Raw genomic sequence first — 15729 nt, forward strand, 5'->3', positions numbered from 1 at the left:
GCCTCGCTGAAGCTCGACAGCTCCCACAGGGGATCGGCTTTTGTTGGTTGGACTTGCGTTGTCGCGGCTGGCGTAATCTCCGGCGCGACGAAGATCAAATGTGGGAGCTGTCGAGCCCCGGCGAGGCAGCGAAGGCGGCGGTATTGCTGGCATTTTCTGCGCCTGACCCACCGCTTTCGCAGCCTCGCTGAAGCTCGACAACTCCCACAGGGGATCGGCTTTTGTGGGTTGTATTTGCGTTGGCTCGGCTGGCGTAATCCCAGGCGCGACGAAGATCAAATGTGGGAGCTGTCGAGCCCCGGCGAGGCTGCGAAGGCGGCGGCATTGCTGGCATTTTCTGCGCCTGACCCACCGCTTTCGCAGCCTCGCTGAAGCTCGACAGCTCCCACAGGGGATCGGCTTTTGTTGGTTGGATTTGCGTTGGCGCGGCTGGCGTAATCTCAGGCGCGACGAAGATCAAATGTGGGAGCTGTCGAGCCCCGGCGAGGCAGCGAAGGCGGCGGCATTGCTGGCATTTTCTGCGCCTGACCCACCCCTATCGCAGCCTCGCTGAAGCTCGACAGCTCCCCCAAGTGGACATCGCTTCAAGGGGTTATACTTACCCCCGCGAAATCACCTCTTCAAACAGCCCGAGATATCACATGAGCACCTCTCTCCCTCTCACCCCTGCGCGCAAGCCCGTCGCGCCGCTGGTGGCCTTCATCATTCTGGTGCTGGGCGCCCTGTTCCTGCAAAACAGCGTTGGCTCGCGCCAGGTGCTGTTGCTGGTGGTCGGCGCCGCGCTGGGCCTGACGCTCTACCACGCCGCCTTCGGCTTCACTTCGGCCTGGCGCGTCTTTATCAATGAGCGCCGTGGCGCCGGCTTGCGCGCGCAGATGGTGATGCTTGCGCTGGCGGTGCTGCTGTTCTTCCCCGCGTTGGGCGCGGGCACCTTGTTCGGCCAGCCGGTGGTTGGATTGGTGGCGCCGGCCGGGGTGTCGGTGGTGTTCGGCGCGTTCATCTTTGGCATCGGCATGCAGTTGGGGGGCGGCTGTGCGTCGGGCACGCTGTTCACCGTGGGCGGCGGTAATGCGCGCATGCTGGTGACACTTTTGTTCTTTATCTGCGGCTCGTTGATCGCCACGCACCACGTGGACTGGTGGTTCGCGCTGCCTGCGTTCCCCGCCGTCTCCATCGTCAAGAGCTTCGGCGTCTTCCCGGCATTGCTCGCCAGCCTGGCCATGTTCGCGATCATTGCGATGGTCACGGTGCGCCTGGAAAAGCGCCGCCACGGTCAGTTGGAAGAGGGGGTCAAAAGCGAACATCAGGGCCTGCGCCGTTTCCTGCGCGGACCCTGGCCACTGCTGTGGGGCGCGATTGGCCTGGCGTTGCTCAACTACGCCACCCTGGCGCTGGCCGGGCGCCCGTGGGGCATCACCTCGGCGTTCGCGCTGTGGGGCGCCAAGGTGGCGAGCGGGTTGGGTGTGGATGTCAGCGCCTGGGCGTTCTGGCAGATGCCGGGCAACGCCAAGGCCTTGGCCGCGCCGGTGTGGGAAGACATCACCAGCGTGATGGACATCGGCATCGTCCTCGGTGCACTGCTGGCCGCCGGCCTGGCGGGCCGCTTCGCCCCCAGCCTCAAGATCCCGGCACGCTCGCTGATCGCCGCGGTCATCGGCGGCCTGCTGCTCGGCTACGGCTCGCGCCTGGCCTACGGCTGCAACATCGGCGCCTACTTCAGCGGCATCGCCTCGGGCAGCCTGCATGGCTGGGTGTGGCTGGTGGCGGCGTTCATCGGCAACAGCGTGGGCGTGCGGTTGCGGCCGTTTTTCTTTGCCGGTGAGCAGCGGCCGAAGGCGGTGTTGAGCGGGTGCTGAACAGTGCGCGGGTTCTGGCTCGCGCTGAAGCTCCACTGTGGGAGCTGTCGAGCCCCAGCGAGGCTGCGAAGGGGCCGGCACTGCTGGCGTCTTCATTGCCGCCGGCCCGCCATCGTAGGTCTACAAGGCCGGGGCTGCCCTTCGATCAGCTCTCTTGTGAAGGGCTTGAGTCCTCAGCCGCTGGCGCAGCGAGCTTTTCCCGCTCCGCCTTGCTGATGTACTTATCCTTACTTTTCGGCGCCAGTTTGGCGCTGGCTTTTTTGGCTTTGGCCTTGAACAGCTGCTTAAGTTTTTTCTGGCGATTCATGTCGTTCTATCCGGATTGTTCAGGCGCGGGATGATACCAGCATAAAATCCGGCACCGTTCCCTGGGGCGCTTTTTAGCGCTGATCTGTGCATTGAATCGCCTGCCCTTTTGCCAATAATCGGGTCCTCCAGCGCACAACGGAAGACACTGATGAGCATCCACACCCGCACCAAACGCCTGACCGTCCCGCAACTGGTCGCCATGAAGGGCCAGCAGAAAATCGTCTCGCTCACCGCCTACACCAGCGCCATAGCCAAGCTGATCGACCCGGTGGTCGACTTCATCCTCGTCGGCGACTCCACGGCCATGGTCGGTTATGGCCGGCCTTCGACCTTGAGCATGCAGCTCGAAGAAATCATCGGCCACACCCGGGCCGTGGTCGACAGTACGCGCCTGGCCTGTGTCATCGCCGACATGCCGTTTGGCAGCTATCAGGAATCAAATGAACAGGCTTTTCGCAATTGCGCTCAAGTAGTGGCGCGTACCGGTTGCGACGCCGTCAAACTGGAAGCCAATAAGGCCTTGGCCGGCACCGTCGAATTTCTGGTGGCGCGCGGTATTCCCGTCATGGCGCATGTAGGGCTGATGCCGCAGTTCGTCAATGTAATGGGCGGCTTCAAGGCCCAGGGCCTTACCGCCGAGACCGGCGCCTTGATTGCCGAGGATGCGCGCGCCAACTTGCAGGCGGGCGCTTTCAGCCTGTTGCTTGAAGGGGTGGCCGAGGGCGTTGCCCGGCAGATCACCCTTGATTCGGCGATGCCCACCATCGGCATCGGCGCTTCCCCCGCCTGTGACGGCCAGGTGTTGGTGACAGAAGATGTATTGGGCCTTGGCGGCGAACAGGCACCGCGCTTCGTCAAACAGTACGCCGACGTTGGCGCGGTGATCCGCGACGCCTGCGAGCGCTTTGCTGAAGACGTGCGCCACGGGCGTTTCCCGCAGGCGCGGCACTGCTACGGACTTTGACGGATTGCCTGTCCCAGTTGCGCCACGGCCCGGACGATGTCCTTGCTCCAATCGAGGGTAAAGCTCAAGCGTACATGCTGTCTCCAGGCACCTTGCTGGCTGAACAACTCCCCGGGGGCGATGACGATGCGTTCAGCCAGCAGCCGCTCGAACACCCGTTGCATGTCGACCGGCTGTGTGGCCTCAAGCCAGAAACACGCGCCGCCTTGCGGGATCATTGCGTGGAAAGCGCCATTGCCATGCTGGTCCAGCAGGCCTTTCATGCGAGCCATGCAGTCCTGCAGCAAGGCGCGCAGCTTATGCAGATGCGTGTCGATGCGCCTGGAGGTGAACAGCTTGGCAATCGCTTTCTGGCGGATCGGCGAGAGACGAAACGCCCGCTCCAGGAACAATCGTTGCAACTGCGGGCCATGCCCGCGGCACAGCAGATAGCCATAGGGCGCCTCCGCGCCGATCACCTTGTCGAAGCTGGAGAACACCACCAGTCTGTGCAGGGCGGCAAAGTCACGATAGCGCGCCGGTTGGGAGGCGAAATACAACTCGCCGTACGTGTCGTTTTCGAACAGCCAGATCTCCCGCTCAGCCAGCCACTGGCAGATCTGCCGCTTATCTTCGTCCGGCATGCGGCTGCCGTGGGGAATGTTCACTGTCGATGACAGTACTGCCAGGGCGATGGGCTCATGCGTGAGCCGTTCATAAAGCGCATGCAGGTCGAAACGCCCGTCGGCGCCCAGAGGTAGCTCGATCACGCGGATGTTCGCTGCCTGCAACTGGCGCAGAATCGCCCACGAACAGGGCGATTCCACCAGCGCCACGGTGCCCGCCAGGTCCAGCGCATTGAGTGACACCTCCAGCACGCTGTGCAGGTCCGCGCCGATAAACACCTCATCGGCCTGCCAGTAGCAGTCAGCGGAGCGGGTGTAGCGTTCGGCCAACGCTGCACGCAGCTCCGGTTCGCCGAAGGGCAGGTACAGCGGTGTGAGCGAGCGCGGGTAATGGCGGGCCAGTTCTCGCTCCATCAGCAGCAGCGGGTTCTCCAGCGACAGCAACAGGGCGGGGGCGTCGCTGCTCAAGGCCAGCATTCCAGGCTGGCGGGCGCTGGCGAAGACCTGGTCGATCAGGCTGGGCGAGTGATCAGTCGATGGAGGCGGCGGTATCGAACGGGTGAAGTACCCCAACTTAGGCTTGGCGTAGATGCGCCCTTCATCCTCAAGCAGCGCGTAGGCGTATTTGGTCGTCGACACCGATACACCGAGGCGCTGCGCCAATTGGCGCAGGGACGGCAACCTGCGATCACCTTGGGCAGGGCTGGCCTCGATCCATTCGACGAGGTAGCGGTACACGGCCTGATAGGCGAAGGCGGTGTCTTTGGGTTTAGCCATGATCATTCCTGGCGGCCGCTGTTACAGGCAGGCGGGTTAACAGGCTTGCACGTCGCGAGGGCAGCGACTTGCATTGAGCTGGCAGGCAACGTCTACGCCGGCTCAATACTTCTCGCCAGCCCTGCTGCCCACGCGGCGGCCATCTTTTCGCCCACCGCTTCAAAAGCCGGGTGAGTGCTTCGATAATCCGATAGCTCTAGCATCGCGCGGTTCATGCCGCTGCGTACCCTGGCGAGCAATTCATTGCAGCGCGCCTCTGTCAAATTGCACGAATTACGTCCGAACTGCACCAGCAGCTTGCGCTTTGGCCACGCTTTCGAGCCGCCGAGCAGCAGGCCCATGATGTCATTCGGCTGATACACCGTGGTGGTCACGAGGTCGTAGGCTGGCGCGAGCCAAACATCGGCGTCTTCTGCGCAGTGCTCATAGAGCAGTCCGAAATTCTTCAAGTGCCCGTCACCATTTTGGATCGCGGTCGAGAGCGCCACCATCAAGAAGAAGTCTTCCAATGCCTTGGTAACCCGGGAAGGGGAAACGTACGCCTTGATCAACTTTGCGCAGCCCTGGTAACTGCCGTCGTACTTCTTGTCCGTTCCCCTTCCGGAGAGAACACACATATCCTCAAACCCCAGGTAGGCACCATCCCGGATATCGAACCGTTTCACCACCAGAAACTTGCCCTGCTGGCTTAGCTGGCATTCAGGTACTTCAAGGCCTGTATGAAAGGCCGCGCGCATGCAGAAAAACTCATTGGCTGCCAGTTGCGCGAAGTCTGAATCATTGAAGGCCTTCACCAAGTGCGTGGCGCCACGGTGGGTGAGGCGCGCAACATCGGGATCCGCATCGCCAGCATCGCGCACCAGTACCTTAGGTTGAACGCCGGACACACCTGAATAGGTTGCGTAGGTTTTCATCAGATCGTCGAACAGGTCTTTCGCCCCGTCATACATCAGCAGATCGGAGAGTTTGATTTCAGGCAGCGATTCGCCAGCGCTGGCGTGGGTGATGCTGACGCGACCTAGCTGGTGCGGACCGACGATACCCAGCAGAGCGAAGTCGTCAAAGCCGCGTAGGGACTTGCTGAAGCGGCGCACAAGTTCGGCTTTCAAATGCCCTTCGGGAAGGTGCATCTCAAACAGAGGATGGATTCCATACGTCCAGGTGTAGCTTTCCAAGCGTACCGGCATCGTCAAGGACACCGCGTCCTTTTCGGCAATCGCTTGGTTATATGAGAACACTGAGTCGTGCCGGTTTTCTTCGCTGCGCCCAAGTATTCCAGCCAATATGCCGCTGACCCTGATGCTCAGCCGTTCGCTTTCTTTAGTCATGGAAGTTTTCTGCTTTCAGTTCATCGAGCGTCTTGCGGCGACGCTTGGGCGTCGCGGTCAATTCATAGCCCAACCCCTCAAGGATAGCGGCTACCTTTCGGACCCCCACTTCAGGGATGGTGTTGTTCTCGATCCCTGAGATGGTTGCGCGGCTCATACCGTGCCGAAGCGCGAGCTCACTTTGTGAAAGGCCTGCCGCCTTACGCAGGCTTTTGATCAGGAGACCTAAATCTTCCATATCAAATTGCATCCTATACAGTGCAAATACGCGAAATTTTACATTTATGCATCGTATTCCATACGTTTTGTCTTGAGTAGCGTTTTCTTTGACTAGGACTCTGTACGCGCCAGAAACGCTGTGATCAATTCCACAACCTGCTGCTGAATCGCCTCCCGTGGCCGACCTCCCTGACCATCCCGGCAAATCATCCCATCCCCCGGCGAGTCCTCTTCAATCAACGCCATACCGCCCGGTTTGCAGATCGCCATGAAACTGAAGTGAGTCGCATCGCCTATTTCCACATACTGTGTCGACGCTTTGGGCATGCGCCTGACCATGTCAGCCGACTCTAATTCGGGCGACATATCCTCGGTGGGCACGCCTCCCGCAATCACCAGCGCCGGCACCGGCAGCGCGGCCAGGCTGGCGTCGGTGAAGCCGCGCGACAGGCCCAGGTCCAGGGACACGATGGCGGTAACGCGCTTATCGCTCAAATCCTTTGCCAGTTCAGCCTTCCCGGCTGGCGTGCCGGCAGGGTTCATCTGTTTATAGCCGATGCAGCCGCCTAACTTGGGGTGGATGTCGCAGTCCCGGGCAAACAGAGCAGGATCGAAACGCGCACCGGCGATTTCCATCACCGTCCAGCCGCCGATGGAATGACCCACTGCGGCAATCCGCTGCTTCGCCACTGCGCCAAATTGCTTTGGCTGAGCCAGTACCGCGTCGATGGCGCGGCTCAAGTCTTTGGGGCGTTGCCACAACTGTGCGGCTACCTGCGGGCTGCGGTCCTTGCTGGTGGTGCCGGGGTGGTTGACCGCCGCGACGATATAACCCTGGCGCGCCAAGGCGCTGGCCAGCCACACCTGGTTGGCCCAATTGCCGCCATACCCATGGGAAAGCACCACCAGCGGGTGCTCACCCGCAGCCGGCGGTGCGTCGGGCACGCCGAGGGCACCGACAAAGACAGGGTTGTCGGCGATCAGTTCGGGGGTGGCAGCGGTGGCGGCGGGGTACCAGACCACCATTTGCAGTGCGCGGTGGTTTTGCGCGTCGGGCAGGGTGGTGCTTCGAAAACCAATGGCGGTTTCCTCAGCCGACGCGACAGCGGTCAAGCAGAGCAAAAGGAGGGCGGCGAGGGCGGTTTTCACTGTTTATCGTCCTTGATATGAGGTGGCGCAGCATGCACCCAAACAGGCCGTTTTGGTAGAGGGCAGGCGGGACTAGGAAGTGGCTGACGCGTTCCTACTTTAAAGTATGACGGAGTTGTCCTTCGTTATTTTAGGAAGTGCATGGCTTTCTTCGGTTAATTAATCGTGCAATGGTAGAGGCGTGAATCTTACAGCTGGCTTGATTTGAACCTTAAGTGTTAATACACGACTCTATGGTGATGATTATGAAAAGCTTGATTTTGCGTCAAAACAGCAAGAACGCAAGTCAGTTATCGCTTGCTCTGTTTGCCGGTTTTATTATTTTTACACAAGCTGATACGTTTGCTGCGGAGCACACGATTAGTAAAATGAAGGCGCCCAGTCCGGTACTTATATTGTCTAATTCTAATATTGATCCCGGTGTCGGGTTCGCAGTCTTCGACATTTTGTATCCCGACATTCCTGCGGGAACACTCGTGGGGCCCAAGCAGCTGTTGGAGATTAGTTGGCGTACAACTTACTATCCTGGGACGATCAATGAAGAAGTCCAGTTATGTTATTTTCTGCCGTTCAGTTCTCAAAATAGCTGCGAAAAAATCTATCCAAATGCTTCCGGGACATTGATGCTTTTTAATGATCAAGCCTTCGGTCATGGTTCAAAGGTTGTAATTAATCATAAAGTTTTAGGCGGCGCGCGACCTTACGCTCGTCCCGCTGGTGTGGACTCGGTAAGTTTTAAATATAGGTACTGATGAGGAGTCAAACGCTCACGCTCGTTTCGATGATGCGCGTTTTAATGAATGTTCATAGGTAAGGTGAATACCCATGATTAACGTCAGTTCATCTACGTCCTCGTCTAACACCCGCCCGGCAAACGATGCCGCCAGCGTTGTTGCCCGGCGCCCGGTGTCGCCGGAGGACAGCAAAAATGCCGCGTCCATTTCTTCAAATCGTGGCACTTCCACTACGGTTTCAATCCTGGCACTTCAACTGAGTGACGCGGCAACGCGGGCTGCAGCCAGTGTGGAGCAGAAAAGCACCGATCCGCTCGACCCGATCACAGGCGAAGAATATTTCGCCAACAACACGCAACACGACGCAGAAATACCCAATACCACCCACCCGGAACTGTTGGCACGGGCGCGACAAGCGACTGACTTCCTGAACGGCCACGACACAAACCCCTTCAACGGGCTTGGGCGCGATCAACTCAACCTGATCGCCCGCGATGACAGTGGCGCCTTCACTGTTAACGAGCGACGCGCAGCTTGGGAAACTATGCAATCGATGGAGTCTCCAACTGCGTCGAGTTCGGAGTCGGTCTCTGTCATTGGCCGTGACATCATGGTTTCGCGCTTGTTCAACAATCGCGAACCCCCCGTCGCCTTGCCACCGGCGACCTTTGAGAACATCACTCAAAGACGCAGCGAATTCCTGACCCTTGATGATCGCGCCTTGATCGGGGACATGTACGCCTATGCACAGTCGCAAGGCGCGGATCTGGCTTACGTCGATCGATTGGTCATGTCACTCAGCACCTACCGTTATTACAGTGACGGGCGTCAACTCAGTGGCAATAATGGCTACGACACAGACGGGTATCGAGTGACCTTAGATTTCAAGCCGGAGGACGCCGCAACCGCCTCCAGCATACTCAACGGTTCGGCAATCAATAGCACCCGTATCGACCAGGGCTTTTTGCGATACATTCTGAGCCCGGACCACGGATCGTTCATCAACATTGGCGGCATACCTTTTCTGGAGCGGATGGTAAAAAAATTCTCCAGTGAGGGCGCGGATCAACCTCCACTTGGCAGTGAGTTCAACACCTTCAAAAGAGCCAGGGTCGAAGATCATGTCGTCAGCACGACGCACAAGGATATAAGGCTCCCGCCTTCCAAAGCAGTCACGCAGGTCGTCAACGGTGTATGGAGCCTCACCGAGTACGGCAAGGCCGAGGGTTACAGGCTGGATAAGGCCACCCGCCAGGTGTACAAGCCCGCCGAGCCACCAACGGATCAAACGCAACAGCGTTCAACCCTGAACGATCCCGCCAGCGAGGCGCGCAACAATAGCCTCTTCCAAGCCCTCGCCGACACGGGTGAGCAGCCCAAGACACGATGGCTCTGGCCCGGTCACCTTTCCAAGCTGATGAAAAACTTCAAGCCCTGAGGCCTGGCACATTTCGTCGCCTATCGGATAGCTGACCGCCGTTCACGCTTGGTATTGGCCAACACAGCCCCATAACTACCCCTGTATCCATTAAACGCAAGGGCAGACCATGACCAACCAAACCGAAACCGCCATCCTCGCCGGCGGCTGCTTCTGGGGCATGCAGGACCTGTTGCGCCGCTACCCTGGCGTGCTGAGCACACGCGTCGGCTACACCGGCGGCGATGTGCCGAACGCCACCTACCGCAACCACGGCAACCACGCTGAGGCCATTGAGATTGTGTTTGATCCGGCGGTGATCACTTATCGACAGATTCTCGAATTCTTTTTCCAGATACATGACCCGAGCACGCCGAATCGTCAGGGCAATGATCTCGGGCCCAGTTACCGTTCGGCGATTTATTACCTGAGCGAACAGCAGCGGGACATCGCCAACGATACGGTTGCCGACGTTGATGCTTCGGCCCTGTGGCCGGGGCCTGTGGTGACCGAGATTGAGCCAGCGGCGCCGTTTTGGGAGGCGGAGCCGGAGCATCAGGATTACCTGGAGCGCATCCCGAATGGGTACACGTGCCACTTCATCCGGCCGAATTGGACTTTGCCCAAGCGGGCTTGAAGAGAGCGACGCACTCGGGAAAGGGCGCCGCATTCGGGCGTGACCACGCTGATGCCTAAGCGTGGGTCAGCCCAGTCAAGGTGTCCGCAATCGTCTTGGTGCGCTGCGCCGTGCCTTCCGTCTCGCGGCTGGACGCTTCCAGCGCATCGAGCATCTCGCGTAGCGCGCCCACGCCGGTGGACTGGTCTTCGATCTGTTGCGCCACGCGCTGAATCTCACTGGACAACAGGTCGATATCCACACCAATGTCCGCCGCATTCTTACGCGTGATTTCCGCCAACTTGCGCACCTCGTCCGCCACCACCGCAAAGCCCCGGCCCAGGTCGCCGGCACGCGCCGCTTCAATTGCGGCGTTGAGCGCCAGCAGGTTGGTCTGCCCGGCGATCTGCTGGATCACCTGCACGATCGACTGGATGCGCAAACTCGACCCGGCCAGGGTGCGCGCGCCTTCCACCGCCACATCCGCCTGGCTGGACAGCCCCTCCACCGTGGCACCGGCCTGGGCAGACACCGTGTTCTGCCGGTCAATGGTGCCCACCAGGTCATCCATCGATGCATGCAACTCACCGGAATAATGCTTGAGCTGCGCCGCGATATCCTCCTGCTGACGCTCGGCCTGGGCCAACACCTGGCCCAAGTCCGCCAGGCCCTCGAACACCGGCAGGATATTGCGGTCCAGCCCGCGGGTATTCAGGGTAGTGCTGAAGTCATTGTTCTTGAATGCGGCAATCTGCTTGACCACCACATGGTTCAACCCCGCCAGCTTCTTCACCTGGCGCCGTAGGAAAAACGCCTTGAACTCGCCGTAGTGCGCGATGAAATTGTCCACGTACTCGTCAGTAAAACTCGCACCCTTGGCCACCCGAAAGAAGAAAATCGCCGTCAGCGTCTGGTTCAGGTTCAGCCCCAGAATCTCCCCAAAGGTCGAAAACCCCGCCAGTGGCACATCCCCAAACGTGCCGGCCATGCTCCCCAGCTCGGCGCCGTTGTTCAGCCGGCGCAAAATGCAGTCATTCAAGATCCCCGCCACCGGCTGGCCACCCTTGCCGCGCAAGAACTGCTCGTAGTCCAACCGCGTCGCCTCGCGTAACGGCGTACGCCGCACCATCACCAACTCTTCGCCGGGCGCCACGTCGCAAAACAACTGCACGATCTGCTGCTCATAGTCGATGCGCGCGATCGAGCGCACAAACAATTCACTGCCCACTCGAATTGCAAACGAATAATCCGCCAGCTTTGCCTCCAGCGCCTGGGGCGTGCAACTGAACGCATCACACAGCGCCTGCACCATGCTCTTGATGTTGCCGTGACTGTCGATCACCTGGTCGATCGTGCGGTCCTCCACCGACGCCGTCAGCACACTGAAGCTCACATCCGCCGGCTTGAAGTTCTGGCTCTTGAATACCCCAAACCGCACCTGCGCCGCCGTCTTCAAAAACACAATCTGCGCATGGTTCTGATAACTGCGCTGGCCGTCATGAATCAACGTCTTCTGAAAATCCGCCTTACCCCCGGCCGACCCGCCCACAAACAAACACGGAAACCGCCCCGACTCATACAGCGCCTCCATGAAAAACGACTCCGACGCCGACAGCCCATCAAACACCACATACGCCAACGTATCGCGATGATCGATCAAGGTACGCACCTGCACGCGCTTGATGTTGCTCACCAACTTGGCGATCCGCTCCTGCATCCCCAGGCGCTTGCCACCACTACGAATGTCCTCACATTCCAACGGCACCATCACCACCTCGGCCGAGGCGATCACACTGTCGTCGAACAACTGCAACACGATCCGGTCCCAGCGCTCGCCCGTGGCGCAATACAGCGAATTGGGCGCGTTGCAGAGTTCACCGGACGTGGTGCAGAGGCTGAGGGTGGAGTGGGGGAAGCGGCGTTTGAGCTTGGCGGCGATCTGGTCGATGTCCAGGTGCGGCGAGATGAAACCGGTGATCAGGGCGGGGCTGATGCGCAGGGTGGCCAGGGACGCGTCGAGTTCGTTGGCGGTGCAGGTGAGGGTGGCGGTGCCTTGGCGGGTGGGGTTGGATTTTTTGAGGAGGTTGAGTGGGTTCATGGTGGGGCGGGGCTCGATTCGTGTGGACGCGCGGGGAGGCGTGTCGATAATCAAGTTATCGGCGGGTGGGGTGGGGGCAGGAGGGGGAGTTTGAGGGGTGCGACGGATGGACGCATTGGCGAAGAGTATCCCTCTGACAGGCAGCATTTGGCCCAACAGCGGACAGTAACCGAATCGTTGCGAGCAGCCCATCGACTGCTCAAGGTCGCGCGCTCGTTGGCGGACCTTGAGCAAGCCGACGGGATCAGACACGGACACATGGCCGAGCGGCTGCAATAGCGGCCGACAATGCTCCAGCCCGGGTCACCCCTTGGTCAGATCAACCAACGGCGTCTGCCGCACCTCGGTCTCCCGCCCATCTTGAATCTCGCTCACCTGTTTCAAGGCTTTATCCACCGCCGCCTTATCCGCCAACAAGCTGTAGCTGATGCGGAACTGCTTTTGTTCCTTGGGTCCAATTGTCGGTACCAGATTCAGTGGCCGCTGATAACGGCGGTTGTAGGAAAAACTTGTCCCCGGCTCCAGCCCCGTGACATAGCCCTGGCCTTGGGTATCGGTGTTTTTCCACAGGGAAAACACGGGCAGTGTCTGGGTATTGAAGCCGACAGAAACGCCCAGGCTGCCGGCCTTGTTATGCAACACGGTCAACGTATCGCCCTTGGCATCGGCATACGGCACCACGTTGTAAACCGTTTCGTCGTAGTCCCTGGTCGGTGCGCGGTAGGTTTGCCAGTCGGGCAGATCGCCCTTGGCCTTGTCGTTGAACGGCGACACCTGTTTCACCGGCGCGGCGAAACGAGCGCCCTGCTCCAGGAACGGGGTGCTGAAGTTGCTGTGATACAACGCCTGGTATTCCTTCGGATAGTCGCCGTTGTTGGTCAGGGTGTCGTTGAGGGCGAACACGACGCTGCCGGGTTCGGTGACCAGTTCGGTCGCGACCGAGAAGTCGACCTTCTTGAATGCCTGCTCTTTCAGTTCGCCGCGCAGGGTGATGGCGTACGGTGGTTGCTCATTGATATGCAGGGTGACTTTGTTCGCAGGAATGTTGGCGGCCCGACCGTGCAGGGTCAGCAGTTCGCCGTTGTCGACGCCGGGGTGGCCGACCCATTCGTATCCGCAGCGGGTGACTAGCTCATTGAACCCTTCCAACCAGCCAAGACCACTGCGGCCACTGAGTTCGATAAAAGACGGATTGACGACCTCCTTGACTGGAGAATCCCAGCCCATGCGCACATTGCCGACCGAGGCCTGCAAGACGTTCATTCCGCGAGTCGGCACTACCGAGAGTTTCATCGTGCCGTTATCGATGTCGACGATGCTGACGCCCTCCTGCCGACCGCCGTGCAAGGTGCGCAGGGTAACGCTGAAGGGTTTGTCGGTTTTTATTCCGAGTTGCGCACTGGTGATCTGCCAGCTCTGGGCGGCTTTGTCAGTGTCGAGCAGAACGTAATCCCAGGCCATGGCGTGGGAGGCAGCGGACAGTGCGCTGAGGGCAACAAAAAGTTTGAGCGGGGACATGGCGGCAGCCTTTCTTGGAATTGTCCCATTTTTATAAACGTGATGAAACGTTTCAGCAAGCTAAAAAATCAACCCAACTCCGACGAGGTTGGCAGCGAACACAGGGCAAACACGGTAATGACGCTGATAGCGGATTTCTGCCATCTGTGACCGGCTAAAGTCGACCCGTAGCTGACGTTCAAAATCACCCGATTTTCGGCTTAAAAATTAATCGCTCAAATGCATCGCTCCAACGCGCTTGTACCGTTCGTTCCACCAAACGACAAGTTCAGCATGTTGTTCATGAGTGATCCACGCCACATTCGTTTCGTCTGTTGGATCGCCCCATAGACTAACGGCTTCACATGCCACCTGATCTTCCCTGCGAACTGCTCGTCAGGCTCCAGCGAAATCTGCTGAGGCAGCGCAAACGGCGCGACACAGGACGCATTGAGCGGCAGCGTCGGCACCGTAAACATTACTCCGCAGGAGTTGATGACGATAAAGTCGTCCCAGCGCCTTAGGCCCAGTAGCGTGTAACCCGGCAGGTAATGGTCAAATCGGTAGGCTTTCATCGCAGCGCAGCTTTCATCCTGCGTGAGGACGATGAGGTAATCGTCGTTTTGCCAACCTTCGTTCATAAATACTGACTCACTTCCAGGATTCGGTTTGCTATCAGCTGCTCATGGCTGCAAGCCGCCTGTCAGCACACATTATTGCCCATCGCCGCGAGAATCTTAGGTGATCGTAATAGCGAGAACCGCCAAATTTCCCACTATCCCGAGAACCACCCATGCGAACGCGACCAGCGCCTTGAGTACCTTGTGCGAGGGGCTGAAAACAACGCCAAGCAATGCCCCGATGAGGATGCCGGGAAAGCTGAATAGGTAGAAAAGCCAACCCATGGAGTCTGTGACCCAGAGGTGGAAAAGAAACAAATACAGCCCCATGGCAACCGCCATTCCCCCCAGCGATTCTCGTGACGCTTTGCACAGCAGCGCTATGCAAAGCACTGCCGCTTGCGGTAACCAAGTGAATGCAATGTTTCCCAGGAAGTATGAGTCTTTTCCGGTTGTGTAAATGGCAACGGCAAGGCCCAGCCCGACGCCGATGGCTGCCACCGGTATACGAGTGAACTGTGGAGGATTGTTTTCTACCGATCTCATTCCCTGTGACCTTTTTGAAGCGGATGGTGTGTTGAAAGTCCGCAGCCTTTTTACAGTGAAAACCAGCCAAATCAAGCGTCATTTAAAATTCCAGCGATCTACTGGCAGGTGCCTTTGCAGGTGCGTATTGTTTGATTGGCCGATAGTTGCAGGAGCGTTGATGTACCTGGCCACCAATGGCGTCGCCTACCTTGGAACGGCGGCCACCCGAAAAAATGCACGAGGCTTGGGCTTCCATGCAGCTCTGATAGCCCACCGGATAGAGCAAGCAAAGAAGTACGGCAGCCTTGTGATTGCCGCAACCGCGCTTCCCAGCGCGCAAAGTCGCCGTAATTTGCAGCGTGCAGGGCTGGCGACATCCCACGCTCAAGCGTTATATCGCCTGGCAGATACCCGCGGGTAAATCGCCGAGCCGTCGTAATAGCGGTCACAACGCCTCAGCGATCTATCGAGTCCGAAAGGTTAGCCACCCGCTCCAGCGCTCTCCCGCGCCATCAACTTGTCCACCAATAACACCCCCAATTCACTCAATTGGTGAATCGCCAACGCGACATCCCGCTGTTTCCCCGTCAGTTCATCGGACAGGTCAAGCAACAACGCGGTCACCGAAGAGAAGGTTTCATAGCTATTGGCAATCAGCACTTCACTGCTGGCATCGTCCGCAACGCTGAACAGCGTTGTCGAAGGCGGGGGAGGCTCTGGCGGTTCGGTGCCGGTGTTGAGGTAATGATCAATCGCACGATGCGCCGCCTGATTCAGTTTCAGGTCGGGACCGGTCGGAGGGTTGGGCGTTATTTTGAACATGGTGCAATTCCTGAATGGGGCCGACACCCTTTCGCTACTACACAAGAAGGGTGGCAGCTGTACGCAGGTTAGTAGACCGGGGAATTACACAAAGCCGGCGCACCCGAAGGCGCCCTACGCACAGCCACCATCAGGCACAGACAGGGACGTCTGATAGATGAAGCTCATGCACTAAGTGTAATTGACCCAA

At 59.0% G+C, this 15729-nt stretch carries 15 protein-coding genes and 3 pseudogenes; 7 read left to right on the plus strand and 11 right to left on the minus strand.

The features are described 5' to 3' along the window. Positions 1-641 precede the first annotated feature (641 nt). Positions 642-1856 carry a YeeE/YedE family protein gene (locus tag BLL36_RS21595; RefSeq protein ID WP_076953369.1) on the plus strand — a complete coding sequence of 405 codons (1215 nt, stop codon included), beginning with the start codon at positions 642-644 and terminating at the stop codon, positions 1854-1856. 145 nt (positions 1857-2001) lie between these two features. On the opposite strand, the gene BLL36_RS21600 is transcribed toward BLL36_RS21595, so the two are convergent. Beyond that, positions 2002-2163, minus strand: a complete 162-nt coding sequence (locus BLL36_RS21600) for a DUF2986 domain-containing protein (protein ID WP_076953371.1) — start codon at positions 2161-2163, stop codon at positions 2002-2004. A 150-nt stretch (positions 2164-2313) separates the two neighbouring features. On the opposite strand from BLL36_RS21600, the gene panB reads away from it, so the two are divergent. Continuing rightward, complete coding sequence (gene panB, locus BLL36_RS21605) at positions 2314-3129, plus strand: 3-methyl-2-oxobutanoate hydroxymethyltransferase (RefSeq protein WP_076953373.1); 816 nt, start codon at positions 2314-2316, stop codon at positions 3127-3129. Here the strand turns inward: panB and BLL36_RS21610 are convergent. The 4 genes from BLL36_RS21610 to BLL36_RS21625 form a co-directional block, all read right to left on the minus strand. Next, positions 3117-4511: an aminotransferase-like domain-containing protein gene (locus BLL36_RS21610; protein WP_076953375.1), complete on the minus strand. Its 1395-nt coding sequence runs from the start codon at positions 4509-4511 to the stop codon at positions 3117-3119. The two genes, panB and BLL36_RS21610, sit on opposite strands and share 13 nt — an antisense overlap. Positions 4512-4603: 92 nt before the next feature. Then, positions 4604-5839, minus strand: coding sequence for a type II toxin-antitoxin system HipA family toxin (locus BLL36_RS21615; protein WP_076953377.1), 1236 nt, complete (start codon positions 5837-5839; stop codon positions 4604-4606). Continuing rightward, the gene (locus tag BLL36_RS21620; RefSeq protein WP_076953379.1) at positions 5832-6077 is read right to left on the minus strand and encodes a helix-turn-helix domain-containing protein; all 246 of its coding nucleotides are present in this window, start codon (positions 6075-6077) and stop codon (positions 5832-5834) included. Before BLL36_RS21620 ends, BLL36_RS21615 begins: the two co-directional genes overlap by 8 nt. Before the next feature lie 92 nt (positions 6078-6169). Then, the gene (locus tag BLL36_RS21625) at positions 6170-7207 is read right to left on the minus strand and encodes an alpha/beta hydrolase family protein (protein WP_076953381.1); all 1038 of its coding nucleotides are present in this window, start codon (positions 7205-7207) and stop codon (positions 6170-6172) included. A gap of 245 nt (positions 7208-7452) precedes the next feature. Here BLL36_RS21625 and BLL36_RS30690 point away from each other — a divergent pair, with 245 nt between their 5' ends. The 3 genes from BLL36_RS30690 (at position 7453) to msrA (ending at position 9995) form a co-directional block, all read left to right on the plus strand. Further along, the gene (locus tag BLL36_RS30690; RefSeq protein WP_130926003.1) at positions 7453-7959 is read left to right on the plus strand and encodes a hypothetical protein; all 507 of its coding nucleotides are present in this window, start codon (positions 7453-7455) and stop codon (positions 7957-7959) included. Between the two features lie 73 nt (positions 7960-8032). Then, complete coding sequence (locus BLL36_RS21630) at positions 8033-9379, plus strand: hypothetical protein (protein WP_076953383.1); 1347 nt, start codon at positions 8033-8035, stop codon at positions 9377-9379. Between the two features lie 109 nt (positions 9380-9488). After that, positions 9489-9995: a peptide-methionine (S)-S-oxide reductase MsrA gene (gene msrA, locus BLL36_RS21635; RefSeq protein WP_076953384.1), complete on the plus strand. Its 507-nt coding sequence runs from the start codon at positions 9489-9491 to the stop codon at positions 9993-9995. A gap of 55 nt (positions 9996-10050) precedes the next feature. Here msrA and BLL36_RS31715 read toward each other — a convergent pair whose 3' ends face one another. Beyond that, positions 10051-10545: a methyl-accepting chemotaxis protein gene (locus BLL36_RS31715; RefSeq protein WP_256664870.1), complete on the minus strand. Its 495-nt coding sequence runs from the start codon at positions 10543-10545 to the stop codon at positions 10051-10053. A 372-nt stretch (positions 10546-10917) separates the two neighbouring features. Then, positions 10918-12264 (minus strand): annotated as a pseudogene (locus tag BLL36_RS31720) (FIST signal transduction protein); the annotation flags it as partial. On the opposite strand from BLL36_RS31720, the pseudogene BLL36_RS21645 reads away from it, so the two are divergent. Next, positions 12247-12351 (plus strand): annotated as a pseudogene (locus tag BLL36_RS21645) (magnesium chelatase subunit ChlI family protein); the annotation flags it as partial. The pseudogenes BLL36_RS31720 and BLL36_RS21645 overlap by 18 nt on opposite strands. Before the next feature lie 24 nt (positions 12352-12375). Here BLL36_RS21645 and BLL36_RS21650 read toward each other — a convergent pair. The 3 genes from BLL36_RS21650 to BLL36_RS21660 all read right to left on the minus strand — a co-directional run bounded on the left by BLL36_RS21650 (position 12376) and on the right by BLL36_RS21660 (position 14735). After that, positions 12376-13590: an aldose 1-epimerase family protein gene (locus BLL36_RS21650; RefSeq protein WP_076953388.1), complete on the minus strand. Its 1215-nt coding sequence runs from the start codon at positions 13588-13590 to the stop codon at positions 12376-12378. 215 nt (positions 13591-13805) lie between these two features. Next, on the minus strand, positions 13806-14210 hold the full coding sequence (locus tag BLL36_RS21655; RefSeq protein ID WP_231998921.1) for a hypothetical protein: 405 nt from the start codon (positions 14208-14210) through the stop codon (positions 13806-13808). A 96-nt stretch (positions 14211-14306) separates the two neighbouring features. Continuing rightward, positions 14307-14735 (minus strand): hypothetical protein, encoded by a 429-nt coding sequence (locus tag BLL36_RS21660; protein ID WP_076953390.1) that lies wholly within the window; start codon positions 14733-14735, stop codon positions 14307-14309. A gap of 133 nt (positions 14736-14868) precedes the next feature. Between BLL36_RS21660 and BLL36_RS21665 the strand changes: the two are divergent. After that, positions 14869-15138 (plus strand): annotated as a pseudogene (locus BLL36_RS21665) (GNAT family N-acetyltransferase); the annotation flags it as partial. Between the two features lie 59 nt (positions 15139-15197). Here BLL36_RS21665 and BLL36_RS21670 read toward each other — a convergent pair. Beyond that, positions 15198-15539 carry a DUF6124 family protein gene (locus BLL36_RS21670; RefSeq protein ID WP_076953392.1) on the minus strand — a complete coding sequence of 114 codons (342 nt, stop codon included), beginning with the start codon at positions 15537-15539 and terminating at the stop codon, positions 15198-15200. Positions 15540-15729 lie beyond the last annotated feature (190 nt).

This window comes from Pseudomonas cedrina subsp. cedrina (assembly GCF_001983175.1).
In the GTDB taxonomy this organism is placed as follows: Bacteria; Pseudomonadota; Gammaproteobacteria; order Pseudomonadales; family Pseudomonadaceae; genus Aquipseudomonas; species Aquipseudomonas cedrina.